This is a genomic window from Burkholderia sp. L-4 (assembly GCF_056856535.1).
Genome location: NZ_JBXEOX010000001.1, coordinates 3,052,872 through 3,076,172, shown reverse-complemented (window position 1 = coordinate 3,076,172; position 23,301 = coordinate 3,052,872). Strand labels below are relative to the sequence as shown.

Sequence of the window (23,301 nt, the reverse complement as noted above, 5' to 3'; positions counted from 1 at the left end):
CCCGACTCTGGTAGAGTTTCCGGTTCTGGAAAGTCCCCACAGGAGTACAAGACATGCGTTTGCTGCATACGATGCTGCGAGTTGGCGATCTCGACCGCTCGATCAAGTTCTACACCGAATTGCTCGGCATGAAGCTGCTGCGTCGCGAGGATTATCCGGAAGGCAAGTTCACGCTTGCGTTCGTCGGCTACGAAGACGAACGCACCGGCACCGTGATCGAGCTGACCCACAACTGGGATACGCCGTCCTACGATCTCGGCAACGGCTTCGGCCACCTGGCCGTGGCGGTCGAGGATGCGTACGCCGCGTGCGAGAAGATCAAGGCGCAAGGCGGCAAGGTCACGCGCGAAGCAGGCCCGATGAAGCACGGCACGACCGTGATCGCGTTCGTCGAGGATCCGGACGGCTACAAGATCGAGTTCATCCAGAAGAAGTAAGCGCCGGACGAACGGGCCGCCGCGTGCGATGCGCATGGCGGCAAAAAGGGCGATGCGGGGTGACCCGCATCGCCCTTTTGCATCGACGGCGCTACCGCGCGCGTCATGTCAAAGCGACGGCAGCAGCTCGGGCGGGTGGTGCTTGAGCGTGTGCCGCGCTTCGCGGAACTCGGGGAAGATCGATTCGACGGTCTGCCAGAACGCCGGGCTGTGGTTCATCTCGCGCAGGTGCGACAGCTCGTGCGCGACGACGTAGTCGATGATCGACATCGGGAAATGGATCAGCCGCCAGTTCAGGCGGATCTTGCCGTCGCTCGAGCAGCTGCCCCAGCGCGTCGCGGCCGACGACAGCGCGTACATCGAATACGTGACGCCGAGTTTTTCCGCGTAGACCGGCAGGCGTTCGCCGAAGATGCGTTTCGCCTCGCCCTGCAGCCAGCCCTGCACGCGATCCTTGATCTGCTGCATGTCGGCCTGCACGGGCAGTGGCAGCGACAGCCGCAGCGCATCGGCGTCGAATGCGACGGCGCCCGCGCCGAGCGCGATCGTCACCGTCTTGCCGAGATACGGCAGCTGCGCGCCATCGCGCCAGTCGATCTGCGGCAGCGCGCGCTGTTCGGTGCGCGTCTTCCACTCCGCGAGCTTCGCGAAGATCCAGCGCTGCTTCTCCGAGATCGCCGCTTCGATGTCGGCGAGCGTGACCCAGCGCGGCGCGGTGATCGACAGCCCGCTGCCGTCGATCGTGAAGCCGATCGTACGGCGTGCCGACCGCTTCAGCCGGTATTCGAGCACGCGGCTGTCGAGCGCGAACGTGCGCACGCGCGAGCGGTCGGGTGCCGCGCCCGGAGCGGGCGGGGCGGTGGGAGCGGCTTCAGGCGGCGCCGGCGGCGTGGCGGGCGCCGACGGTGCGGCGGCCGGCCCGTCGAAGAGCGGCAGATCCATCTGGCGATGATCGAGGGCCACGACGGCAGGCCGTGGCCGCGGACGCTGTTTCATCAGTTCGCTTCTTTTTGTCGTACGCAACGGCTGCAATCCGGGGGCTTCAGGCACGCGCGGCATCGCGCGTGCCGGCATTGCCCGCCTGGCGATAGGAATCGGGATCGATGCGGCGCATTTCCGCTTCGATCCATGCTTCGACCTGCGAGTTCAATGCATCGGGCGTCAACCCGTCGCTGGGGATCGGCTTGCCGATCGACACGGTGACGATACCCGGAAATTTCGTGAACGAGTTGCGCGGCCAGACCCGACCTGCATTGTGCGCGATCGGCACGACCGGCGTGCCGGTTTCGATCGCGAAGCGTGCGCCGCCCGTCTTGTACTTGCCCTGCTTGCCGACCGGCGTGCGCGTGCCTTCGGGGAACATGATCATCCAGGCGCCTTCCGACAGGCGCTTCTTGCCCTGGCGGATCACCGACGCGAACGCGTTCTTGCCTTCCTTGCGGTTGATGTTGACCATGTGCAACATGCCGAGCGCCCAGCCGAAGAACGGCACGTACAGCAGCTCGCGCTTGAACACGTAGCAGAGCGGCTTCGGCATCAGCGCCGGAAACGCGAGCGTCTCCCACGCCGACTGATGCTTCGACAGCAGCACGGCCGGGCCGTCGGGCAGGTTTTCCATCCCCTCGATCCGGTAGCGGATGCCGTTCAGCCAGCGCACGACCCACAGGGTCGACTTGCACCAGCCGGCGGCCATCCAGTAGCGCGCGTCGGGGCGCATGAACGGGAACGCGATGAAGCACGCGGTGGCGTACGGCACCGTGTACAGGATGAAGTAGATCAGCAGCAGCAGGGAGCGGACGAAGCGCATCGGCGTGAGTCTGGTGTGAGGGAGGATGCGCGCGGCTGCCGCATCACTCGTGTTCGTGTGAAAGGAAGTCGAGCGCGAACGCGCGCAGGTCGTCATGGACCTTCGTGCCGGGCGGCAGGTTGCCCGCGGCGAGCGTCTTCTTGCCCTTGCCGGTCAGCACGAGGTGCGGCTGGAAGCCGACCGCGACGCCGGCCTGCAGGTCGCGCAGCGAATCGCCGACCACCGGCGTGTGACCGGGATCGATCTCGAAGCGCTCGGCGACCATCTGCATCATGCCGGGTTTCGGCTTGCGGCAGTCGCAGTGATCCTCGGCCGTGTGCGGGCAGAAGAACACCGCGTCGATGCGCGCGCCGACCGCGGCCGCCGCGCGATGCATCTTCAGGTGCATCTCGTTGAGCGCGGCCATGTCGAACAGCCCGCGACCGATGCCGGACTGGTTGGTCGCGACGACCACGCGATACCCCGCGTGGTTGAGCCGGGCGATCGCCTCGAGGCTGCCGGGCAGCGCGATCCATTCGTCGGGCGTCTTGATGAACGCATCCGAATCGACGTTGATCACGCCGTCGCGGTCGAGGACGACGAGCTTTCGGTTGGGGCTGATCGGCATCGTGCGGCCCTTATGCGGCGAGCTTCGAGATGTCGGCGACGCAGTTCATCTGCTGGTGCAGCGCGGACAGCAGCGCGAGACGGTTGGCTCGCAGTGCCGGATCTTCCGCATTGACCATCACGTCGTTGAAGAACGTGTCGACCGGCGCGCGCAGCGCGGCGAGCGCCGACAGCGCGCCCGTGTACGCGCGTGCCTCGAGCTGCGACTGCACGTGCGGCGTGACGGCCGCGAGCTGTTCGTGCAGCGCCTTCTCGGCGGCCTCGACGAGCAGCGCCGGCTGCACCGTGCCGTTCGCGCCGCCTTCCGACTTCTTCAGGATGTTCGAGATCCGCTTGTTCGCGGCCGCGAGCGCTTCGGCTTCCGCGAGGCGCGTGAATTCGCGCACCGCGTCGAGGCGCGCGACGAGATCGTCGACGCGCGTCGGGTTCAGGCTCAGCACCGCGTCGATTTCGCCGGCCGAATAACCGCGCTCGCGCAACAGGCCGCGCAGGCGATCCATGAAGAACGCGAGGATCGCGTCGGTCGATTCGGCGACGCCCGGCACGCCTTCGAAGCGCGCGTGGGCCGTGCGCAGCAGCGACACGAGATCGAGCGGCAGCTGCTTCTCGAGCAGCAGGCGCAGCACGCCGAGCGCGTGGCGGCGCAGCGCGAACGGGTCCTTCTCGCCGGTCGGCGCGAGGCCGATGCCCCAGATGCCGACGATCGTCTCGAGCTTGTCGGCCAGCGCGACGGCCGTCGACACGGGCGTGGTCGGCAGCGCGTCGCCGGAGAAGCGCGGCTGGTAGTGCTCGGCGCACGCGAGCGCGACGTCGTCGGCTTCGCCGTCGTGGCGCGCGTAGTACGTGCCCATCGTGCCCTGCAGTTCGGGGAACTCGCCGACCATGTCGGTCAGCAGGTCGGCCTTCGCGAGGCGCGCGGCGCGCTTCGCGTGCGCGGCGTCGGCGCCGATCGCGGGCGCGATCTCGCCGGCCAGCGCCTCGAGGCGCTCGACGCGCGCGAGCGCCGAGCCGAGCTTGTTGTGATACACGACGTTCGCGAGTTGCGGCACGCGGTCGGCGAGCGGCTTCTTCTTGTCCTGCTCGAAGAAGAACTTCGCGTCGGCGAGGCGCGGGCGCACGACGCGCTCGTTGCCTTCGATGATCTCGCCCGGCGTCTTCGTCTCGATGTTCGACACGATCAGGAAGCGCGAGCGCAGCTTGCCGGCGACGTCGGTCAGCGCGAAATACTTCTGGTTCGTCTGCATCGTGAGGATCAGGCATTCCTGCGGAACCTGCAGGAATTCGTCCTCGAAGCGGCACGGGTAGACGACCGGCCATTCGACCAGCGACGTCACTTCGTCGAGCAGCGATTCGGGCATCACGACGGTATCGCCGTTCGCGTGTTCGTTCAGTTGCGTGCGGATCGTTTCGCGGCGATCGGCGAAGTGCGCGATCACGCGGCCCTTGTCGCGCAGCGTGTCGGCGTACGCGCGCGCATGCTGGATCGCGACGAGGCCGTCGGACAGGAAGCGGTGGCCGAGCGTGGTGTCGCCGGCATCGACGCCGAACGCGGTGACGGGCACGATGCGGTCGTCGTGCAGCACGGTCAGGCGATGGACCGGGCGCACGAACTTCACGTCGGAGCCGTCCGGGCGCTGGTACGTCATGAACTTCGGGATCGGCAGCTTCGCGAGCGCTTCGTCGAGCGCGGCCTGCAGGCCGTCGGCGAGCGTCGCGCCGGCCGCAGAGTAGTTGATGAAGAACGCTTCGGCCTTGCCGTCCTGCGCGCGCTCGAGATCGGCGATCGACAGGTTCGGGTGGCCGAGTGCCGCGAGCTTCTTCGCGAGCGGCGCCGTCGGCTTGCCGTCGGCGTCGAGTGCGACCGACACCGGCAGGACTTTTTCGCGGACCTGCTTGTCAGGCGCGACGGCGCGCACGTTCTGCACGACGACGGCGAGGCGGCGCGGCGTGGCGTAGCGTTCGAACACGAGTTCGCCTTCGACGAGGTCGCGCGCCGCGAGGCGTTGCGCGAGACCTTCCGCGAATGCGTCGCCGAGGCGCGCGAGGGCCTTCGGCGGCAGCTCTTCGGTCAGCAGTTCGACGAGCAGGGGGGCGGGATGATTGTGCGTCATGGTTGGAATGATTCTCGTCTCGTCAGTCCTGATCGATCTTGCGTTCGACCTTGAGCGGCGGCGCCCATGCCGGCTGCGCGGCGTCCTGGGCGTCGGTGGTGAGGCCCGGCACGCCCGGCGGGTTGCCGAGCATCGGGAAGCCGAGCTTCTCGCGCGAGTCGTAGTAAGCCTGCGCGACGAGACGCGACAGTGCGCGGATGCGGCCGATGTACGCCGCGCGCTCGGTGACCGAGATCGCGCCGCGGGCGTCGAGCAGGTTGAACGTGTGGCCGGCCTTCAGCACGAGCTCGTACGCGGGCAGCGCGAGCTGCGCGTCGATCATCTTCTTCGCTTCCGCTTCGTAGCTGTTGAAGAACGTGAACAGCAGGTCGACGTTCGCGTGCTCGAAGTTGTAGGTCGACTGCTCGACCTCGTTCTGGTGGTACACGTCGCCATACGACAGGCGGCGCAGCTCGGGGCCGTTCGGGCCCTGCTCTTCCCACTCGGTCCACACGAGGTCGTACACGTTCTCGACCTTCTGCAGGTACATCGCGAGGCGTTCGAGGCCGTACGTGATCTCGCCGAGCACCGGCTTGCATTCGAGGCCGCCGACTTCCTGGAAATACGTGAACTGCGTGACTTCCATCCCGTTCAGCCACACTTCCCAGCCGAGCCCCCACGCGCCGAGCGTCGGGTTTTCCCAGTCGTCCTCGACGAAGCGCACGTCGTTCTGCTTCAGGTCGAAGCCGAGCGCTTCGAGCGAGCCGAGGTACAGGTCGAGGATGTTTTCCGGCGCCGGCTTGAGCACGACCTGGTACTGGTAGTAGTGCTGCAGGCGGTTCGGGTTCTCGCCGTAGCGGCCGTCCTTCGGGCGGCGCGACGGCTGCACGTACGCGGCGCGCCACGGCTCGGGGCCGACCGCGCGCAGGAACGTGTGGACGTGCGACGTGCCCGCGCCGACTTCCATGTCGATGGGCTGGAGCAGGGCGCAACCCTGCTTGTCCCAGTAGGACTGCAGCGTCAGGATGATTTGCTGAAACGTAAGCATGAAGAGCCTTCGTGGCGCTGGCGCTCCGTTGCGGGCGGCGCTCCGGGCGGGGCCCGGAGGGTCGGCTCGCGCGGCGGCGCGGCTTGTTAGTGTGCTGAAACGCGTAATTTTACCGGATCGGCGAGCGGATGCGGCCGGAACGCGGGCGAGGCCGCCGCCGGCGCGCTTCCGGAAGGGCCGCACGAGCGGGCGGCGCGGTCCGTGCGGCCGCCCGCGGGGTTGTCGCGACGCGCATGCCGTGCCGCTTCGCGCGGGCGTTAAGATGCGCATATTGCGGCGCGCGCCACGCGTGCCGCGTCACCGCTTGCCGACGCCGATCGCATGGACGACCCGACCGACCTCCTCATTCCGCTGCTTCCGCCGCTGCTCGCGCTGCTCGGCCAGGCCGCCGACGCGCAGGCGCGCGGCGAGCGCGCCGCGCACGATCTGTGGCTCGCCGCTGCCGCCCATCTGCACGCGGTCGACGCCGATGCGCTCGCGCAGCTCACGACGACGCTCGTCGCGCGGCAGCGCACGGCCGATGCGCTCGCGCTCGCCGAATGCGCGGCGCGCGTGCGGCCGGGCGCGACCGCGTACTTCAATCACGGTTACGCGCTGCAGATGGCCGACCGCCACGCGGATGCCGTCGCGCCGTACCGCGCGGCGCTGGCGATCGATGCGGGCCGGCCGTCGTTGCGCAACAACCTCGCGATCGCGCTGCGGTTGTCGGGCGGCGACCGCGCGGAGGAGATCGCGCTGCTCGACGCGGCCGTGAAGCACGATCCGCAAGACGTGCAGGCGTGGATCAATCTGGTCGTCGCGCGGATCGCGGCGCACGACCTCGACGGCGCGCTCGCGTGCGCCGCGCGGCTGGCCGACCTCGCGCCCGGCAACGCGCTCGCGATGAACAACGTCGCGATGGCGATGAAGGAGGCGCAGCGCTGGGACGATGCCGAGCGTTACGCGGCGCGTGCATGCGAGCTGGCGCCCGACGACGCGTCGTTCCGTTTCAACCTCGCGATCATCCAGCTCGTGCGCGGCAACTACGCGGCCGGCTGGCGCGGCCACGAGGCGCGCTGGGACGGCGCGGGCGAACTGCGCGGCCGCCGGCCGGCGCTGCCGGGTCCGCGCTGGCAGGGCGAGCCGCTGGCGGGAAAAACGCTGCTGGTATGGGGCGAACAGGGGCTCGGCGACGTGCTGCAGTTCTGCCGCTACGTCGCGCCGCTCGCCGAGCGCGTGCATCGCGAAGGCGGCCGGCTCGCGTGGAATACGTTCCCGCAGGTCGGCACGCTGATGCAGCGCAGTCTTGGCGCGCACGTGGACGTATTCGGTGCGGGCGGCGGCGTCGACGCGCTGCCGGCATTCGATTACGAGGTGCCGCTGATCGGCCTGCCGCTGATGCTCGGCATGGAGAACGAGACGCTCGGATCGTCGGTGCCTTACCTGCGGGCCGATCCGCACGCGCGCGATGCGTGGCGCGCGCGGCTTGCGGGCGAGCGCCGGCTGAAGGTCGGGCTCGTGTGGACGGGCAGTGCGGGCCACCAGCGCAACCCGTTTCGGCGCGTCGGGCTCGAGCGCTATGCGGACGCGTTTCGCGGGATCGACGGCGTCGCGTTTTATTCGCTGCAGCCGGGCGCGCACGCGGATGTCGCGGCGGCGCGCGCGGCCGGTTTCGCGATCGAGGATTTCACGGCGGAGCTGACGAGCTTCGACGATACGGCCGCATTCATCGGCGCGCTGGATCTGGTGATGACCGTGTGCACGTCGGTCGCGCACCTGGCGGGCGCGCTCGGGGCGCGCACGTGGGTGCTGCTCGACGTGAATCCGCACTGGCCGTGGATGCTCGAACGCACGGACAGCCCGTGGTATCCGAGCGCGACGTTGTACCGGCAGCCGGCGTTCGACGCGTGGCTGCCGGTGATGGAGGCGGTGAGTCGCGACCTGCGCAGCCTCGCCGCGCAGCCGGATCGACCGGGTCAGCCGGTCCGGCAGGCCTGAACGGCCGGCTAGCGGTCACCGGCCGCCGCTTGCGTCATTCGGGTTGATCGCCGCCGTTGTTGCGGCCATTGCGCCGGCGCAGCCCCGGCCCGAACGTGAAGCCGAACGCGAGCAGCACGAACGACACCGCGAGCACGATGTTGTTGCCGCTCGTCACGTAAGGCGTGAAGCCGCTCGTGCCTTCGATCCGCACGTCGAGCGAGCCGATCGTGAACGGCTTCAATTGGCCGAGCACGCGCCCGTGCGCGTCGATCGCGGCGGTCATCCCCGTGTTGGTCGAGCGCAGCATCGGCCGGCCCGTTTCGAGCGAGCGCATCCGCGCGATCTGCAGGTGCTGGTCGAGCGCGATCGTGTCGCCGAACCACGCGAGGTTCGTCACGTTGACGAGCACGCCGGGCGGCTGCGGGTTGTCGCGGATCGTCGCGGCGATTTCCTCGCCGAACAAGTCCTCGTAGCAGATGTCGGCCATCACGGGCTGGTTGTGCACGAGGAACGGCTTCTGCACCGGCGCGCCGCGCGCGAAATCGCCGAGCGGCATCTTCATCAGGTCGACGAACCACCGGAAGCCCCACGGGATGAATTCGCCGAAGGGCACGAGATGGTGCTTGTCGTAGTGATAGATGTCGCGCGAGTTCGGCGTCACGCCGTACAGGCTGTTCGTATAGTCGACGTAGTGGCCGTCCTCGGTCACCGACGCGCCGACCGCGCCGAACAGCACGGCCGAGCCCGTCGTGTCGCTGAACTTGCGGATCGCGACGGCGAACGGCTCGGGCAGCTCCTGGATCATCACGGCGATCGCGGTCTCCGGCGTGACGATCAGGTCGGCCGGCTTCTCGATGATCATCCGCTGGTACATCTTGATCGCCGCGTCGATGCCTTCCTGCTCGAACTTGATGTCCTGCTTCACGTTGCCCTGCAGCAGCCGCACGGTGAGCGGCGCATTCGCGGGCACCGTCCACGTGACCTGCGACAGCCCGAGGCCGGCCGCGACGAGCGCGACCGCCGCGCCGGCCGGCGCGGCGATGCGCACGCGCGGGTTGCCGCCGGCACTCCCGGCGCCGTTGTCACGCGCGGGCGCCGGGCGCGCGGCGACGAGCGCCTGCACGACCAGCGCCGCGAACAGCGCGAGTACCCACGCGATCCCGTATACGCCGACCACCGGCGCGAAGCCCGCGAACGGGCCGTCGACCTGCGGGTAGCCGCTGGCGAGCCACGGAAAGCCGGTAAACAGCGTGCCGCGCAGCCATTCGCCGAAGGCCCACGCGCTCGCGAACGCGAACGCGCCGTGCCAGGTCGGCGAGAACGGACGTGGATCGGGGGTACGGCGATGCCACGCATGGCCCGCGCAGAACGACCACAGCCCGGCCGAGAACGCCGGGTACAGCGACAGGTACAGCGCGAACAGCACGAGCGCGCCGCCCGCGAGCGGCGCGGCCATCTCGCCGTACACGTGCATGCTGATGTAGAGCCACCAGATGCCGCTGATGAAGTTGCCGAAGCCGAATGCGCCGCCGGTGAGCGCGGCGCCGCGCCAGCTCGACGTGCGCGTCAGTTGCGCGAAAAACCAGACGAATACGACGAGTTGCAGCCAGCCGCCGTGCGGCGTCGGTGCGAAGCTGAGCGTATTGGCCGCGCCCGCGAGCAGCGCGGCCGGGTAGTGCCAGCGCGGCAGCGCGCGGCCGGGCGCCGGCGCGAGGAGGCCGCCAGCCGGGCGGGACGGGATCGGATCGTCCATGTGAAGCGGAAGTGGGCGAGCGGTTGAAGGAAACGCGGCTGGCGCGGAACGGTCAGTCTTCGTGCGAGGTTTCGGCGCGACGGCTGGCGAGCGGGTTGCGGCGCACCAGCAGCACATGCACCTGGCGTGCATCGCCGCGCTGGATCTCGAACACGAGGTTGCCGAGCTGCAGCTTCTCGCCGCGATGCGGCACGCGTCCGAAATGATGGGTGATCAGGCCGCCGATCGTGTCGACTTCGTCGTCGGGGAAATCGGTGCCGAACGCCTCGTTGAACTGTTCGATCTCGGTGAGCGCACGCACGCGGAAGCGGCCGTCCGGCCCCGAGATGATGTTGCCGGCTTCCTCGTCGAAGTCGTATTCGTCCTCGATGTCGCCGACGATCTGTTCGAGCACGTCCTCGATCGTGATCAGGCCCGCCACGCCGCCGTATTCGTCGACGACGATCGCGAGGTGGTTGCGGTTCACGCGGAAGTCGTGCAGCAGCACGTTCAGGCGCTTCGATTCCGGAATGAACACGGCCGGGCGCAGCATCCCGCGCACGTCGAACTCTTCTTCGGCATAGAAGCGCAGCAGATCCTTCGCGAGCAGCACGCCGATGACGTTGTCGCGGTTCTCCTCGTACACGGGGTAGCGCGAGTGCGCCTTTTCGAGGACGAACGGGATGAAATCCTCGGGCTTGTCGGCGATGTTGATCGCGTCCATCTGCGCGCGCGGCACCATGATGTCGCGGGCGCACAGATCGGAGACCTGGAACACGCCTTCGATCATCGACAGCGAGTCGGCGTCGATCAGGTTGCGTTCGTGGGCGTCCTGGAGGATTTCCAGCAGCTCGCCGCGGGATTCGGGCTCGGGCGAGATGAAGTCGGTCAGGCGCTCGAGCAGCGAGCGCTTTTCTTGCGGTTTGTCGGTTGGCTTACGACTGGGATACGAATCGTTCATGGTGGTGCGCCCGGGTCATGCCGGGGCGCGCTGTCACGGAGTAGGCAAGGATACACCAAGGGCACGACGCGACCGTGTCACCCCGGCCGCACGGCCAGGGCGGGCGGCTCGCGGGCCCCGCTCGTGGACGGCCGCGCCGGGCGCGACCTCGTCCTCGGGTCCATCCTATCCCAGAAAAGGGCGAAGGCGCAGCAGCGCAAAAAACAGGTTCGGGCAGGACGGGGCGGCGCAACGGGGAAAACGACCGGCCGGCCGGTTGGCATCGGCGGCAATCCGCCGCATGCGATCGCGGTCGAAGACGGGGGCGAAAGGGGGCTCGGCAGCGGAAGGGGGGCTCAGAAGCGCATGCCGGCCGAGCAGCCGCCGGCGGCCGCTCCGTTGGTCGCGGCGCCGCCGCAGCCCAGGATCCCGCAGCCGGACAAGGCGACGCTCGCGGCGACGAGCAGCGCGGCGACCTTGCTGCGCGACCAGCGTGACGGTTTCATCGGTGGGCGCCTCGTTCGAATGCGCGGGCGGTGCGGGATCGCGTCACTTGCATCGCGCGAGCAACCCTTCCAGCGCGCGATCGGGAATGCCGCTCGCGCGCAGCGCGTCGACCGTGCGGCTCACGTAGTCGAGCGTCGTGCCGTAGCGGCCGGCCGCGCAGCTGAACACTTCCTTCACGACGGTGTCGGACAGCTTGCCCGTATAGGTCGGTACGTCGCGGCGCATCACGAACGCGAGCGCGTTCACGCGTTCGCCGCTCTCGAGCGTGCAGGGCAGCCACGCGGGCCGGTACGACCCCATCGGCATCTCGCGCTTCCACAGTGTCTCGAGGTGCGGTTGCGCGGTCGGGCCGGACAGCCGGAACGCGATGCCCGAGCACGAGCCGCCGCGATCGAGCGCGAGCACGAGGCCCGGGCGTTCGGGCGTGCCGCGGTTCACGCGCGACCACAGGTAGAGCCCGCGGTGGTAGCCGTGTACCTTGCCGCGCACGGCGGCGACGGTCGGGAGACCGGGGTTCCAGATCAGCGAGCCATAGCCGAACAGCCAGAGATCCTGCCGGCCGTCCCAGTCGCGCATCGTGTGCGCGAGCGAGGCCGCGAGCTCGTCTTCCGTCAGCAGGCGCCCGTCGCCGATCGACGGCGGGTAGGCGGGCGGGAGCATCGCGGCGTTGCGCATCGTGCGAAAGGCTTACTGGTACGGGTTCGGGAAGCCCAGCTTCGCGAGGATGTCGACTTCGAGCGCTTCCATTTCGGCCGCGTCCTCGTCGCTCGTCTCGTGGTCGTAGCCCTGCGCGTGCAGCGCGCCGTGCACCAGCAGGTGCGCGTAGTGGGCCAGGAGCGGCTTGCCCTGCTCGTGCGCTTCCTTCTCGACGACCGGGCAGCACAGCACGAGGTCGCCGATCACGGTGCCGTCGGGCGCCGCGTCGTACGCGAAGGTCAGCACGTTGGTCGGATAGTCCTTGTGGCGGTAGCCGGCGTTCAGCGTGCGCCCTTCGCCTTCGCCGACGAAGCGCACGGTGAGCTGCGCGCTCGCGAACAGCGCCGGCTCGATCCATTCGGCGATCAGCTTGCGCTTGGGCAGCGTCTTGCGCACGTCGCTCGTGATTTCGTCGCCATACTGTACGGACAGGTCGAGTTCCAGCGCGCGCGGTGCGTCGTCGTGGTCGTCCTCGCGCGGCGCGAGCTCGGCCCCCACGTGCAGCGTTACGCTGTCGTAGTGCTCCGGCTGCAGCGCGAGCTTCGCGCGCATCGCCGGATCGTTGTGCTGCGCGACGATCGCGACGGCCGCGTCGCCGGAGCTGCCCGACAGGTCGAACATCAGGCTGCGGCCGTCCGGGAAGTCGATCCGCAGGCCCTGTGCGTTGACGGTGCGGGCCTTGCCCTTCGCGTCGAACAGCGAAAGACGGGGGGATTCGGGCGCGGCGGACTGGGCGCGACCGGACTTGCGGGAACGGGAAGATTTCATGACGCGTACGGCGATTGGGACGCGTCGAGGATACACCAAACGGCCGATCCCACCCGAATTCGACCGGGCAAAAAAAGCCCGGCGCGCCGTGTGGCGGGCCGGGCCGGCAGGGTGGGGGCAGGGCAGGCTGCCGCTCAGCCGTCCTGATGCTGTGCGTGGAACTCGTCGTACGCCTCGACGATGCGGGCGACGAGCGGATGACGCACGACGTCCGCGCTCGTGAAGCGCGTGAGCGCGATGCCGCGCACGCCGCCGAGCACCTGCTGCGCCTCGACGAGGCCGCTCTTGTGGCCGCGCGGCAGGTCGACCTGGCTCGTGTCGCCGGTCACGACGGCCTTCGAGCCGAAGCCGATCCGCGTGAGGAACATCTTCATCTGCTCGGGCGTCGTGTTCTGCGCCTCGTCGAGGATGATGAACGCGTGGTTCAGCGTGCGGCCGCGCATGTAGGCGAGCGGTGCGATCTCGATCATCTGGCGCTCGAACATCTTCGCGGTCTTGTCGAAGCCGAGCAGGTCGTACAGCGCGTCGTACAGCGGGCGCAGGTACGGGTCGACCTTCTGCGCGAGATCGCCCGGCAGGAAGCCGAGCCGCTCGCCGGCCTCGACGGCCGGGCGCGTCAGCACGATCCGCTTGACCTGGTCGCGCTCGAGCGCATCGACCGCGCACGCGACCGCGAGGTAGGTCTTGCCGGTGCCGGCCGGCCCGATGCCGAACGTCACGTCGTGCGACAGGATCTGCTTCAGGTACTCGCGCTGCGCGGGCGTGCGGCCGCGCAGGTCGGCGCGCCGCGTGTACAGCTTCGGCGCGGGTTCCTCGTCCGGCTCGCTGGCGTCGAGCTGCACGACGGGCTCGTCGAACGGATGGTCGGGGTCGCCGCGGAAGCGCACGTCGAGCGTGTCCTGGCGGCCGTTGCCGGTCGTGTGGCGCACCTCGACCAGCGCGAGCTGGATGTCGTCGACCGACAGCGGATCGCGCGCGCGGTTGTAGAAGTTCTCGAGCGCGGCGAGCGCGAGCTTCGCGCCGCGCCCGCGGATCGTGATCCGGTGGCCGCGCCGCGCGAGCGTGACGTCGAGCGCCTGTTCGATCTGCCGCAGGTTCTCGTCGAGCGGGCCGCAGAGGTTGGCGAGGCGCGCGTTGTCGTCGCGCGGGGCAGTGAATTCCAGTGCTTGGACGGTCTTCAAAGTAGCGTCGGGCTCCTGTTGAGCGTCAATCAGTGGGTGGCCGCGCTCGCATCGCCGCTGACGAGCACGAGCTCGCCGCGCAGCGAATGCGGGTACGCATGGTTGATCCGCACGTCGATCATCTGGCCGATCAGGCGCGGGTGCGCGGCGAGCGGCGCCGGGAAATTCACGACCCGGTTGTTCTCGGTGCGGCCCGCGAGTTCGTTCGGGTCCTTGCGCGACGGGCCCTCGACGAGGATCCGCTCGACCTTCCCGACCATCGACTGGCTGATGCGTGCGACGTTCTCCTCGATGGTCGCCTGCAGATGTTGCAGGCGTTTGAGCTTCACGTCGCGCGGCGTGTCGTCGTGCAGGTTCGCGGCCGGCGTGCCGGGGCGCGGGCTGTAGATGAACGAGAAGCTCGTGTCGTAGCTCATCTCGTGCACCAGGGCCATCATCTTGTCGAAATCGTCCTCGGTCTCGCCGGGGAAACCGACGATCATGTCGGTCGACAGCGACAGGTCGGGGCGGATCGCGCGCAGCTTGCGGATCACCGACTTGTATTCGAGCACCGTGTAGCCGCGCTTCATCGCCATCAGGATGCGGTCGGAGCCGTGCTGGACCGGCAGGTGCAGGTGGCTCACGAGCTTCGGCACCTTCGCGTAGGTGTCGATCAGGCGCTGCGTGAATTCCTTCGGGTGCGACGTCGTGTAGCGGATCCGCTCGATGCCCGGGATGTCGGCGACGTATTCGATCAGCGTCGCGAAATCGGCGATGTCGGACGAGCCGGCCACCAGCGCGCCGCGGTACGCGTTCACGTTCTGGCCGAGCAGCGTGACTTCGCGCACGCCCTGGTCGGCGAGGCCGGCCACTTCGGTCAGCACGTCGTCGAGCGGGCGCGACACTTCATCGCCGCGCGTGTACGGCACCACGCAGTAGCTGCAGTACTTCGAGCACCCTTCCATGATCGACACGAACGCGCTCGGCCCCTCGACGCGCGCGGGCGGCAGGTGGTCGAACTTCTCGATTTCCGGGAACGTGATGTCGACCTGCGCGCGGCCGCTCGCGCGGCGCGCGTCGATCATCTGCGGCAGGCGGTGCAGGGTCTGCGGGCCGAACACGAGGTCGACGTACGGCGCGCGCGACACGATCGACGCGCCTTCCTGGCTCGCGACGCAGCCGCCGACGCCGATCAGCAGGCCGGGCTTCGCTTCCTTCAGCTCGCGCACGCGGCCGAGGTCGGAGAACACCTTCTCCTGCGCCTTTTCACGCACCGAGCAGGTATTGAACAGGATGATGTCCGCGTCTTCGGGCGTATCGGTCTTCTCGAGGCCTTCGGCGGCGTTGAGCACGTCCACCATCTTGTCCGAGTCGTACTCGTTCATCTGGCAGCCGAAGGTCTTTACGTAAACTTTCTTGGTCATGGGGATTCGCCGTTCGCAGTGGTTGACCTGGGGGCGTCGTCAAGGGTGAATCGGGACGGCCGTGCGCGGCACGCGGATGCGCGCGGCGAGCAGGAAAGGCCGTCGGAAAAGCCTTCCATTATAGCTTTTCGCGCCGCCCCGGACGGGCGGCGGGTTGCGGCCGCGCGACGCCGGGTGTCAGGTTCCGACCCCTGAAAGGCCGGGTACCGGCCGTCAGCGGCACGCGTTCAGCAGGTCGTCGAGCGCGGTTTCCTCGCGCGCGAAGCGTTCGGCGAGGAAGTCGAGCAGCACGCGCACGCGCGGCGCCATGTAGCGCTTGCTGTGATAGATCGCGTGCAGCGGCGCGTCCTGGTGCCGCCAGTCGGGCAGCAGCACGCGCAGGCGGCCCGCGCGGACGTCGTCGGCGATGTCCCACAGCGACTTCAGCGCAATGCCGTGGCCGCGCAGCGTCCATTCGCGCGTGAGGCCGCCGTCGTTGGTCTCGAACGCGGTCGACACGGGCACCGTATGGATCTGCACCTCGTCGCCGCGCGTGAAATGCCAGGTGTTCATCGGCCCGGACGCGATCGTGATCACGTTGCATGGAAAACGGGCCAGATCGTGCGGATCGGCCGGCGAGCCGTGACGCTCGACGAACGACGGCGCCGCGCACAGCACGCGCCGGTTGGTGGCGAGCCGGCGGGCGATCAGCGCGCCGTCCGGCGGCGCGGCGAAGCGGATCGCGAGGTCGATCTCGTCCTGCCACAGGTTCGACGACGAATCGGATGCCGTCAGCGCGAACGTGACGTCGGGGTGCAGCGTCGTGAATTCGTCGAGCCAGTCGAGCAGCTGGTTGCGGCCGAAATCGGACGTCGACGACAGCCGCACCTTGCCGCCGACGACGTTGCGGCCTTCCTGCAGCATGGCGTCCGCGTCGTCGAGCGCCTGCAGCGCCTGGCGGCAGCAGTTCAGGTACAGCCTGCCCTCGTCGGTGAGCCGCAACTGCCGCGTCGAGCGTTCGAACAGCCGCGTCGCGATCTTCGCCTCGAGCTTCGCGAGGCGCGCGCTCGCGGCGGCCGGCGTGAGGTTCAGCTTGCGCCCGGCGGCCGACAGGCTGCCTAGCTCCGCGGCTTCGACGAACAGCCGGATATCGCCCAGTCGGTCCATGCGATTTTCCAGAAATTTTTGAAAATGGTTCAAATGCCACGCCAATTATCAAATATAGGCGTCTTCGGGACAATGCGCGCACATCCCGCTTCTTGTGCGGTGCGGCACCGATCGGGCGCCGCGGCCGCCGCCTTCCGGAGAACGTCATGCCCATCCCGTTACTGGCGCTCGCGATCAGCGCCTTCGCCATCGGCACCACCGAATTCATCATCATGGGCCTGCTGCCCGAAGTCGCGCACGACCTCGCCGTGTCGCTGCCGTCGGCCGGCCTGCTCGTCACGGGCTACGCGCTCGGCGTGGCGGTCGGCGCGCCGCTGCTCGCGGTGCTCACGAGCCGCATGCCGCGCAAGGCCGCGCTGCAACTGCTGATGGCGATCTTCATCGTCGGCAACGTGCTGTGCGCGACCGCATCCGGCTACGCGATGCTGATGGTCGCGCGCGTCGTCACGTCGTTCGCGCACGGCTCGTTCTTCGGGATCGGCGCGGTGGTCGCCGCGTCGCTCGTGCCGGCCGACAAGCGCGCGAGCGCGATCGCGCTGATGTTCACGGGGCTCACGCTGTCGAACGTGCTCGGCGTGCCGTTCGGCACCTTCGTCGGCCAGCTGCTCGGCTGGCGCGCGTCGTTCTGGATCGTCGCCGCGCTCGGCGTGCTGTCGCTCGGCGGCGTGGCCGCGCTGGTGCCGAACCGTCACGACAGCGGGCCGGTCGGCCTCGGCCACGAAGTGCGCGTGCTGAAGGAGCCGCAGGTATGGCTCGCGCTGCTGATGACGGTGCTCGGCTTCGGCGGCGTGTTCGTCGTGTTCACGTACATCGCGCCGATTCTTGAAACCGTGTCGGGCTACGCGCCGCGTTCGGTCGCGCTGATCCTCGTGCTGTTCGGCGCCGGGCTGACGATCGGCAACACGCTCGGCGGCAAGCTCGCCGACCGCGCGCTGATGCCGTCGCTGATCGCGATCCTCGTCGCGCTGATGGCCGTGATGGCCGTGTTCGCGAAGACGAGCCACCTGCCGGTCGCGGCCGCCGTCACCATATTCGTGTGGGGGATCGCCGCGTTCGCGACGGTGCCGCCGCTGCAGGCGCGCGTGGTCGAGAAGGCCGCGAGCGCGCCGCATCTCGCGTCGACGCTGAACATCGGCGCGTTCAACGTCGGCAACGCCGGCGGCGCGTGGCTCGGCGGCCTCGCGCTGGAGCACGGCCTCGCGCTCGACGCGCTGCCGTGGGTCGCCGTCGCGGTCACGTTCGCGGCGCTGGTCGTCACGTGGCTCGCGATGCGGCTCGACGCGCGCGGCCCGGCACGCGGCGCGGCGCCGGCAGCGCAGTGAGCGCGTCACGGGGCCGGGCGGCGACGCGATAGCGGCAGGAAAAGGTTCGCGAGAAACGCATTCCTCCGCAATGGTGATAACGGTGTGAAGATAACTTCGTTTGCCCGTGCCAGGCCGGGTGATAGCGTCTCGATACGCGCCATGGCTGGCGCAACCCGATTCCGATCCCGGCTTACCCCCTACGCAGGGCCGCACGGCGGCCCGGAGGCAATGCTATGTCTTCATCCCTGGCGCTCGTGCGCGACGTGTCTTCCTTCGAGTCCGGCAACGCGGCCGACCTGCACGCGTCCGCGTCGCTCGACGCCCTCGAGCAGGTCGTCGGCGTGAACCTCGCGCGTTTGCGCGCCGAGCGGCAATTGTCGCTCGATGCGCTCGCGCGGCTGTCCGGCGTATCCCGCGCGATGCTCGCGCAGATCGAGTCGGCGCGCAGCGTGCCGTCGATCAAGGTGCTTTGCAAGATCGCCGCGGCGCTGAAGGTGTCGGTCGCCGCGTTCCTGCGCCGCCACGCGGTAAACGGCTTCGAGCACCTGGCGGCGGAGCGCGCGTCGCGCGTCGTCAGTTCGAACGGGCGTTTCTCGGCACGCGCGCTGTATCCGGAAGGCGAGCCGGCCGCGGCCGAATTCCACGAACTGCGGATCGCGCCGCTGCATACGGAGCCCGGCGCGCGCCGTGCCCCCGGCACGACGATCAACCTCGTCGTCAGCGAAGGCACGCTCGAAGTCAGCGTGCATGACCGCCGTCAGTTGCTGGCGACCGGCGACGCGATCGTGTTCGATGCCGACCAGCCGTACAGCCTGCGCAACCCCGGCGACAGCGAAGCGCGCGCGTTTCGCGTGACGGTGAGCCCCGAGGTGCCGCCGCGCTGGCTCGTGCCCGATGCGGCGCATGCGGCCCACTGACCGCGCGGGCGCGACGCAACGGCCGCTGTCGCGCTGTGTCGCGGGCGTGCGGCCGGAGAGTCGGCCGTTCGGACGATGCCGTTAGACGGAGTCGTCAGTAAGGTTTTAGGTGTGGTGCGCTGCGCTTCGTGCGCAGCTGTTGTATGCTTGGCCCGCCGTTGACGGGGAACCCCCGTCCGGCAATCAGTGCGTCTTCAGGGCGGGGCGAAAATCCCCACCGGCGGTAGGCTGGCGTAAGCCGGCGAGCCCGCGAGCGCCCGCGCATCCGCGCGGGGTCAGCAGATCTGGTCGAATGCCAGAGCCGACGGTCATAGTCCGGATGAGAGAAGATGTGCAGATAGTCATGTCCGTCAGGGCCGCTTCGCGATGCGTGCGAAGCGGGTTGTCGTTCTGTCTGTTTGCAATGCCCTGGAACGTTTTTCGCCCAAATCGTATTTGCGAGGAGCGTTTCACATGTCCTTGATGTCCCGTTCGTCGGCACCGGCCGACGCCTTTGCCGATCTCCCGTTGCTGGATTCCGAACCGGTGCCGCCGCGCATCGCCGCTGCGCTCGACGCGATGCGCGCCGGCCGCGCGGTCGTGCTGCAGGACGACCACGACCGCGAGAACGAAGCCGACCTGATCGTCGCCGCCGAGCGCATCACGCCCGAGACGATGGCGCTGCTGATCCGCGAGTGCAGCGGCATCGTGTGCCTGTGCCTGACCGACGACACGGTGCGCGCGCTCGAGCTGCCGCCGATGGTGCAGACCAACGAGAGCCGCAACGGCACCGCGTTCACGGTGTCGATCGAAGCGCGCGAAGGCGTGCATACCGGTGTGTCGGCGGCCGACCGCGTGACGACGATCCGCGCGGCGATCGCGGAAGGCGCGAAGCCGCACGACATCGTGCGCCCCGGCCACGTGTTTCCGTTGCGTGCGCAACCGGGCGGCGTGCTCGCGCGCCGCGGTCACACCGAAGGCACGGTCGACCTGTCGATCCTCGCGGGCCTGAAGCCGGCCGGCGTGCTGTGCGAGCTGATGAATCCGGACGGCACGATGACGCGCGGCGACGACGTCGAGCGTTTCGCGCAACGGCACGGGCTGCCGATGCTGACGATCGCGGAACTCGTCGAGTTCCGCGAGGCGCTGGCGGCCGCGCGCGAGCGCTGCTGCGAGCCGGCCTGAGTGACGGGAAAGCGGGTGCGTTCGCGCACCCGTAGCGGGCCGGATCGACCTGATCCGGCCTGCATGAATCTCAGGACTGCACGTCGCCGAATTCCCCGCGCATGCCGGCCTCGACAAGCGACGGCAGTTCGTCCATCTTGCGCATGATCCGTGTGATGCCCATCGCGCGCAGCGCGTCCGCGTAATTGTCGGGGATGTGGCTCGCACCGACGAACGCGATCGTCTTCATCCCGGCCGCCCGCGCGGCATTCAACCCCGATACGCTGTCCTCGACGACGATGCAGCGCGCCGGCGCGACGCCGAGCGTCTGCGCCGCGTGCAGGTAGACGTCGGGGTAGGGTTTCGGTCGTGCCACCTGTTCCGAGCTGAACACGCGCTCGCCGAAGATCTCGGTGAGCGACGCGCGCTTCAGCGAATTGCGCACCCGCACGAGCCGGCTGTTCGAGACCACCGCCGCCGGCAGCGTGACCTTCAGCAGCGCATCGCGCACGCCGGAGATCGGTGCGAGCGATTGCGCGAGCGCGACCTCGATGTTGTGTTCGATGGTCTCGATGAAGTTCGCGGGCATCTCGATGCCGAAGCGGGATTCGATCCCGGTGAGGAAGCGCGACGTCTGCTGGCCGAATGCCGACTTCGCGGCGGCTTCGAAATCGAGGTTCGGGAACGTGGCGGACAGCGTGTCGAGCAGCACGCGGTCGGCAATGACTTCGCTGTCGACGAGCACGCCGTCGCAGTCGCAGATGAGGTGATCGAGCATGATGGTGAACAAGCGGACAATCGGCGACGCCGATCAATTCGCCATCATACGTGCTTTCATGCGCGCGCCGCGTGACGTTTCGGCAAATTTGCCCGATGCGGCCGGGCCGTGCCGATCGGTGCGGAGGCCCGCCTGTCAGGCGCGCGGCCGCCGTTGTCGAAGGGCGTGCCGACGGGCGGGCGCGTGCTCGACGAGGACGCGGAAATCCACTCCCATCCGATGCGCATCGCGCGGCTCGCCGCCGCAAGCGGCTTCGGGCGTGCATCGGGATTCGTCTGGGAAATGCGGCTGGAGAGAATGCCGGTCGAGCGCGTGATCGACGTGACGCCGGCCGTCGTCATGGAGACGAACGTGAAGCGGAAATCGCGGGTGACGGCCGCGAGCGACCGGTAGCGAAAAGGGGGCGGGGCAAGAGAAGGACGAAGCGCGCGGCGCCGAACGCCACGCGCTTCGTTCAGGCCGCGATCAGATCGTGGCGTGCAGGTGCAGATACAGGCCGGCTGCGGCGGCGCCGCCGAGCAGCGGGCCGACGACGGGCACCCACGCATAGCGCCAGTCGCTGTCGCGCTTGCCGGGGATCGGCAGCAGCGCGTGCATGATGCGCGGCGACAGGTCGCGCGCGGGGCTCATCGCATAGCCGGTCGGGCCGCCGAGCGAGATGCCGATGCCCAGCACGAGCAGGCCGACGGGCAGCGCGTCGAGTGCGCCGAGGCCGACCTGCGGCGACGCGAGGTACAGCACGCCGAGGATCAGCACGAACGTGCAGATCGCTTCGGTCAGTACGTTGTGCGTGACGCTGCGGATCGCCGGCGCCGTGCAGAACACCGCGAGCTTCAGGTCCGCATCGGCTTCCTTCGCGAAGTGCTGGCGATACGCGAGCCACACGAGCAGCGCGCCGGCCATCCCGCCGAGCATCTGCGCGAGGACGTAACCGCCGACTTTCGACCACGCGAACTTGCCCGCGAGCGCGAGGCTGATCGTGACGATCGGGTTCAGGTGCGCGCCGCTGAACGACGCGGTCACGTACACGGCGACGAACACGGCCATCGCCCAGCCCATCACGATCACGATCAGGTCCGCGCCCTTGCCCTTGGTCTTTGCAAGCAGCACGTTTGCGACCGCGCCGTTGCCGAGCAGCACGAGGATCGCCGTGCCGATGAATTCTGCAATATAAGGTGACATGTTGTCTCTCGTATGTCGCGGCGGACTCGCGCGTGGCGCGGTCCGCCGGTGTTGTTGTATTTCGTTGGGATACCGGAGGATTACTGGGCGTCGTCGGCCCATGCCTTCGCGGCGCGCACCGCGCGTTGCCAGCCGGACATGCAGCGATCGACCTGCTCCTTCGGCATCGACGGCGAGAAGCGGCGATCGAGCTGCCACTGGTCGCGCACTTCGTCGAGGTTCTTCCAGTAGCCGATCGCGAGGCCCGCGAGGTAGGCCGCGCCGAGCGCGGTCGTCTCGGTGATCTGCGGGCGCACCGCATCGACGCCGAGCAGGTCGGCCTGGAACTGCATCAGCAGGTTGTTCGCGCTTGCGCCGCCGTCGACGCGCAGCTCGCCGATGCTGATGCCCGAATCGGCTTCCATCGCGGCCAGCACGTCGAGCGACTGGTACGCGATCGCGTCGAGCGCCGCGCGCGCGAGATGCGCGGAGGTCGTGCCGCGCGTGACGCCGAATACCGAACCGCGCGCCCGTGCGTTCCAGTGCGGCGCGCCGAGGCCGGCGAAGGCCGGCACGAGGTAGACGCCGTCGGTATGCGGCACGCTCGCGGCGAGCGCTTCGATTTCCGCGGCCGTCTTGATGATGCCGACGCCGTCGCGCAGCCACTGCACGACCGCGCCCGCGATGAAGATGCTGCCTTCGAGCGCGTACTGCACGTCGTCGCCGATCTGCCACGCGATCGTCGTGACGAGGTTGTTCTTCGACTCGATCGGCTTGTTGCCGGTGTTCATCATCAGGAAGCAGCCGGTGCCGTAGGTGTTCTTCACCATGCCCGACGTCGTGCACATCTGGCCGAACAGCGCCGCGTGCTGGTCGCCGGCGATGCCCGCGAGCGGGATCTTCGACGCGAACACGGTGGTCTTCGTGTGGCCGTAGATTTCCGACGACGCCTTCACTTCCGGCAGCATGCTGCGCGGGATGTCGAGCAGCTCGAGCAGCTCGCTGTCCCACTCGCGCGTGTGGATGTTGAACAGCATCGTGCGCGATGCGTTCGTCACGTCGGTCACGTGCAGTTCGTGCTTCGTGAAGTTCCACACGAGCCAGCTGTCGACGGTGCCGAACGCGAGCTTGCCCTGGCGTGCCTTCTCGCGTGCGCCCGGCACGTTGTCGAGGATCCAGCGGATCTTCGTCGCGGAGAAGTACGAGTCGATCGGCAGGCCGGTCTTCGCGCGCACCTTCGCCTCGAGCCCCTGCTTCTTCAGCGAGTCGCAGAAGTCGGCCGTGCGGCGGTCCTGCCAGACGATCGCGTTGTAGACGGGCTGGCCCGTCTCGCGATCCCAGACGATGGTCGTCTCGCGCTGGTTGGTGATGCCGATCGCGGCGATCGACGTGCCGTTCAGGCCCGTGCGCGTGACGGCTTCCGCGGCGACGCCGGCTTGCGTCGACCAGATTTCCTGCGGGTCGTGCTCGACCCAGCCGGGTTGCGGGTAGATCTGTTCGAATTCCTTCTGGGCGATCGAAACGATATTGCCCTGGCGATCGAACAGCATCGCGCGGGAACTCGTGGTGCCCTGGTCAAGCGCGAGGATGTACTGGTCCTGCATGTCTCTCATCTCCATCCGTGGATTGGCGTAGTTGTGATGCGCGCCGCATGTGGGGCGGCGCGTCGGTGAATCAA

Annotated in this window: 22 protein-coding genes and 1 riboswitch; of the genes, 6 read left to right on the top strand and 16 right to left on the bottom strand. The window is 68.6% G+C overall.

Going from position 1 to position 23,301, the window contains the following annotated elements:
* The first annotated feature begins 53 nt into the window (after nucleotides 1-53).
* Nucleotides 54-437, top strand: a complete 384-nt coding sequence (gene gloA, locus AC1VVG_RS14360) for a lactoylglutathione lyase (protein WP_034189019.1) — start codon at nucleotides 54-56, stop codon at nucleotides 435-437.
* A 108-nt stretch (nucleotides 438-545) separates the two neighbouring features.
* Here the strand turns inward: gloA and AC1VVG_RS14355 are convergent, their stop codons facing one another.
* The 5 genes from AC1VVG_RS14355 to glyQ are packed head-to-tail and all read right to left on the bottom strand — an operon-like array spanning nucleotide 546 to nucleotide 5,988.
* A complete protein-coding gene (locus AC1VVG_RS14355; protein WP_034189020.1) occupies nucleotides 546-1,433 on the bottom strand; it encodes a M48 family metallopeptidase in 888 nt (295 codons plus the stop codon).
* A 46-nt stretch (nucleotides 1,434-1,479) separates the two neighbouring features.
* Nucleotides 1,480-2,244 carry a lysophospholipid acyltransferase family protein gene (locus AC1VVG_RS14350; RefSeq protein ID WP_034189021.1) on the bottom strand — a complete coding sequence of 255 codons (765 nt, stop codon included), beginning with the start codon at nucleotides 2,242-2,244 and terminating at the stop codon, nucleotides 1,480-1,482.
* A gap of 43 nt (nucleotides 2,245-2,287) precedes the next feature.
* Nucleotides 2,288-2,851 (bottom strand): D-glycero-beta-D-manno-heptose 1,7-bisphosphate 7-phosphatase, encoded by a 564-nt coding sequence (gene gmhB, locus AC1VVG_RS14345; RefSeq protein ID WP_034189022.1) that lies wholly within the window; start codon nucleotides 2,849-2,851, stop codon nucleotides 2,288-2,290.
* Between the two features lie 10 nt (nucleotides 2,852-2,861).
* Nucleotides 2,862-4,961 (bottom strand): glycine--tRNA ligase subunit beta, encoded by a 2,100-nt coding sequence (gene glyS, locus AC1VVG_RS14340; protein WP_034189023.1) that lies wholly within the window; start codon nucleotides 4,959-4,961, stop codon nucleotides 2,862-2,864.
* Between the two features lie 22 nt (nucleotides 4,962-4,983).
* Nucleotides 4,984-5,988: a glycine--tRNA ligase subunit alpha gene (glyQ, locus tag AC1VVG_RS14335; RefSeq protein ID WP_006477868.1), complete on the bottom strand. Its 1,005-nt coding sequence runs from the start codon at nucleotides 5,986-5,988 to the stop codon at nucleotides 4,984-4,986.
* A 321-nt stretch (nucleotides 5,989-6,309) separates the two neighbouring features.
* Between glyQ and AC1VVG_RS14330 the strand changes: the two genes are divergently transcribed.
* A complete protein-coding gene (locus AC1VVG_RS14330; protein WP_482835784.1) occupies nucleotides 6,310-7,965 on the top strand; it encodes a hypothetical protein in 1,656 nt (551 codons plus the stop codon).
* 34 nt (nucleotides 7,966-7,999) lie between these two features.
* On the opposite strand, the gene lnt is transcribed toward AC1VVG_RS14330, so the two are convergent.
* From lnt to AC1VVG_RS14290, 8 genes are all read right to left on the bottom strand, one after another.
* Entirely contained in the window at nucleotides 8,000-9,700 is a 1,701-nt protein-coding gene (gene lnt, locus AC1VVG_RS14325; RefSeq protein ID WP_124671110.1) for an apolipoprotein N-acyltransferase, read from the bottom strand.
* Nucleotides 9,701-9,752: 52 nt separating this feature from the next.
* Nucleotides 9,753-10,640 carry an HlyC/CorC family transporter gene (locus tag AC1VVG_RS14320; protein ID WP_034189026.1) on the bottom strand — a complete coding sequence of 296 codons (888 nt, stop codon included), beginning with the start codon at nucleotides 10,638-10,640 and terminating at the stop codon, nucleotides 9,753-9,755.
* Between the two features lie 335 nt (nucleotides 10,641-10,975).
* Nucleotides 10,976-11,125 carry a hypothetical protein gene (locus AC1VVG_RS14315; RefSeq protein WP_226228211.1) on the bottom strand — a complete coding sequence of 50 codons (150 nt, stop codon included), beginning with the start codon at nucleotides 11,123-11,125 and terminating at the stop codon, nucleotides 10,976-10,978.
* A 43-nt stretch (nucleotides 11,126-11,168) separates the two neighbouring features.
* The gene (locus tag AC1VVG_RS14310) at nucleotides 11,169-11,801 is read right to left on the bottom strand and encodes a gamma-glutamylcyclotransferase (RefSeq protein WP_034189027.1); all 633 of its coding nucleotides are present in this window, start codon (nucleotides 11,799-11,801) and stop codon (nucleotides 11,169-11,171) included.
* Nucleotides 11,802-11,813: 12 nt separating this feature from the next.
* Entirely contained in the window at nucleotides 11,814-12,590 is a 777-nt protein-coding gene (ybeY, locus tag AC1VVG_RS14305; protein ID WP_034189028.1) for an rRNA maturation RNase YbeY, read from the bottom strand.
* A gap of 134 nt (nucleotides 12,591-12,724) precedes the next feature.
* Nucleotides 12,725-13,771 carry a PhoH family protein gene (locus tag AC1VVG_RS14300; protein ID WP_034189029.1) on the bottom strand — a complete coding sequence of 349 codons (1,047 nt, stop codon included), beginning with the start codon at nucleotides 13,769-13,771 and terminating at the stop codon, nucleotides 12,725-12,727.
* A 29-nt stretch (nucleotides 13,772-13,800) separates the two neighbouring features.
* Nucleotides 13,801-15,174 carry a tRNA (N6-isopentenyl adenosine(37)-C2)-methylthiotransferase MiaB gene (gene miaB / locus AC1VVG_RS14295; protein WP_482835783.1) on the bottom strand — a complete coding sequence of 458 codons (1,374 nt, stop codon included), beginning with the start codon at nucleotides 15,172-15,174 and terminating at the stop codon, nucleotides 13,801-13,803.
* Nucleotides 15,175-15,387: 213 nt separating this feature from the next.
* Complete coding sequence (locus AC1VVG_RS14290; protein WP_034189031.1) at nucleotides 15,388-16,320, bottom strand: LysR family transcriptional regulator; 933 nt, start codon at nucleotides 16,318-16,320, stop codon at nucleotides 15,388-15,390.
* 146 nt (nucleotides 16,321-16,466) lie between these two features.
* Here AC1VVG_RS14290 and AC1VVG_RS14285 point away from each other — a divergent pair, with 146 nt between their 5' ends.
* From AC1VVG_RS14285 to ribB, 3 genes are all read left to right on the top strand, one after another.
* Nucleotides 16,467-17,642 (top strand): MFS transporter, encoded by a 1,176-nt coding sequence (locus tag AC1VVG_RS14285; RefSeq protein WP_059560535.1) that lies wholly within the window; start codon nucleotides 16,467-16,469, stop codon nucleotides 17,640-17,642.
* Nucleotides 17,643-17,857: 215 nt separating this feature from the next.
* The gene (locus AC1VVG_RS14280) at nucleotides 17,858-18,541 is read left to right on the top strand and encodes a helix-turn-helix domain-containing protein (protein WP_049031911.1); all 684 of its coding nucleotides are present in this window, start codon (nucleotides 17,858-17,860) and stop codon (nucleotides 18,539-18,541) included.
* Nucleotides 18,542-18,727: 186 nt separating this feature from the next.
* Nucleotides 18,728-18,876: riboswitch (FMN riboswitch) on the top strand.
* A gap of 118 nt (nucleotides 18,877-18,994) precedes the next feature.
* Nucleotides 18,995-19,705: a 3,4-dihydroxy-2-butanone-4-phosphate synthase gene (ribB, locus tag AC1VVG_RS14275; protein WP_034189033.1), complete on the top strand. Its 711-nt coding sequence runs from the start codon at nucleotides 18,995-18,997 to the stop codon at nucleotides 19,703-19,705.
* Nucleotides 19,706-19,775: 70 nt separating this feature from the next.
* On the opposite strand, the gene AC1VVG_RS14270 is transcribed toward ribB, so the two are convergent.
* The gene (locus tag AC1VVG_RS14270) at nucleotides 19,776-20,462 is read right to left on the bottom strand and encodes an HAD family hydrolase (RefSeq protein WP_034189103.1); all 687 of its coding nucleotides are present in this window, start codon (nucleotides 20,460-20,462) and stop codon (nucleotides 19,776-19,778) included.
* A gap of 108 nt (nucleotides 20,463-20,570) precedes the next feature.
* On the opposite strand from AC1VVG_RS14270, the gene AC1VVG_RS14265 reads away from it, so the two are divergent.
* Nucleotides 20,571-20,855 carry a hypothetical protein gene (locus tag AC1VVG_RS14265; RefSeq protein WP_124671113.1) on the top strand — a complete coding sequence of 95 codons (285 nt, stop codon included), beginning with the start codon at nucleotides 20,571-20,573 and terminating at the stop codon, nucleotides 20,853-20,855.
* A gap of 72 nt (nucleotides 20,856-20,927) precedes the next feature.
* Here AC1VVG_RS14265 and AC1VVG_RS14260 read toward each other — a convergent pair whose 3' ends face one another.
* Nucleotides 20,928-21,644 (bottom strand): MIP/aquaporin family protein, encoded by a 717-nt coding sequence (locus AC1VVG_RS14260; RefSeq protein WP_027785355.1) that lies wholly within the window; start codon nucleotides 21,642-21,644, stop codon nucleotides 20,928-20,930.
* A gap of 80 nt (nucleotides 21,645-21,724) precedes the next feature.
* Complete coding sequence (gene glpK, locus AC1VVG_RS14255) at nucleotides 21,725-23,227, bottom strand: glycerol kinase GlpK (RefSeq protein WP_034189035.1); 1,503 nt, start codon at nucleotides 23,225-23,227, stop codon at nucleotides 21,725-21,727.
* Nucleotides 23,228-23,301: the final 74 nt, after the last annotated feature.

What these genes read in the sequence shown, in the direction of transcription:
- gloA (WP_034189019.1), top strand. Translation starts at nt 54, where the DNA reads ATGCGTTTGCTGCATACGATGCTGCGAGTTGGCGATCTCGACCGCTCG.
- AC1VVG_RS14355 (WP_034189020.1), bottom strand. Translation starts at nt 1,433, where the DNA reads ATGAAACAGCGTCCGCGGCCACGGCCTGCCGTCGTGGCCCTCGATCAT.
- AC1VVG_RS14350 (WP_034189021.1), bottom strand. Translation starts at nt 2,244, where the DNA reads ATGCGCTTCGTCCGCTCCCTGCTGCTGCTGATCTACTTCATCCTGTAC.
- gmhB (WP_034189022.1), bottom strand. Translation starts at nt 2,851, where the DNA reads ATGCCGATCAGCCCCAACCGAAAGCTCGTCGTCCTCGACCGCGACGGC.
- glyS (WP_034189023.1), bottom strand. Translation starts at nt 4,961, where the DNA reads ATGACGCACAATCATCCCGCCCCCCTGCTCGTCGAACTGCTGACCGAA.
- glyQ (WP_006477868.1), bottom strand. Translation starts at nt 5,988, where the DNA reads ATGCTTACGTTTCAGCAAATCATCCTGACGCTGCAGTCCTACTGGGAC.
- AC1VVG_RS14330 (WP_482835784.1), top strand. Translation starts at nt 6,310, where the DNA reads ATGGACGACCCGACCGACCTCCTCATTCCGCTGCTTCCGCCGCTGCTC.
- lnt (WP_124671110.1), bottom strand. Translation starts at nt 9,700, where the DNA reads ATGGACGATCCGATCCCGTCCCGCCCGGCTGGCGGCCTCCTCGCGCCG.
- AC1VVG_RS14320 (WP_034189026.1), bottom strand. Translation starts at nt 10,640, where the DNA reads ATGAACGATTCGTATCCCAGTCGTAAGCCAACCGACAAACCGCAAGAA.
- AC1VVG_RS14315 (WP_226228211.1), bottom strand. Translation starts at nt 11,125, where the DNA reads ATGAAACCGTCACGCTGGTCGCGCAGCAAGGTCGCCGCGCTGCTCGTC.
- AC1VVG_RS14310 (WP_034189027.1), bottom strand. Translation starts at nt 11,801, where the DNA reads ATGCGCAACGCCGCGATGCTCCCGCCCGCCTACCCGCCGTCGATCGGC.
- ybeY (WP_034189028.1), bottom strand. Translation starts at nt 12,590, where the DNA reads ATGAAATCTTCCCGTTCCCGCAAGTCCGGTCGCGCCCAGTCCGCCGCG.
- miaB (WP_482835783.1), bottom strand. Translation starts at nt 15,174, where the DNA reads ATGACCAAGAAAGTTTACGTAAAGACCTTCGGCTGCCAGATGAACGAG.
- AC1VVG_RS14290 (WP_034189031.1), bottom strand. Translation starts at nt 16,320, where the DNA reads ATGGACCGACTGGGCGATATCCGGCTGTTCGTCGAAGCCGCGGAGCTA.
- AC1VVG_RS14285 (WP_059560535.1), top strand. Translation starts at nt 16,467, where the DNA reads ATGCCCATCCCGTTACTGGCGCTCGCGATCAGCGCCTTCGCCATCGGC.
- AC1VVG_RS14280 (WP_049031911.1), top strand. Translation starts at nt 17,858, where the DNA reads ATGTCTTCATCCCTGGCGCTCGTGCGCGACGTGTCTTCCTTCGAGTCC.
- ribB (WP_034189033.1), top strand. Translation starts at nt 18,995, where the DNA reads ATGTCCTTGATGTCCCGTTCGTCGGCACCGGCCGACGCCTTTGCCGAT.
- AC1VVG_RS14270 (WP_034189103.1), bottom strand. Translation starts at nt 20,462, where the DNA reads ATGCTCGATCACCTCATCTGCGACTGCGACGGCGTGCTCGTCGACAGC.
- AC1VVG_RS14260 (WP_027785355.1), bottom strand. Translation starts at nt 21,644, where the DNA reads ATGTCACCTTATATTGCAGAATTCATCGGCACGGCGATCCTCGTGCTG.
- glpK (WP_034189035.1), bottom strand. Translation starts at nt 23,227, where the DNA reads ATGCAGGACCAGTACATCCTCGCGCTTGACCAGGGCACCACGAGTTCC.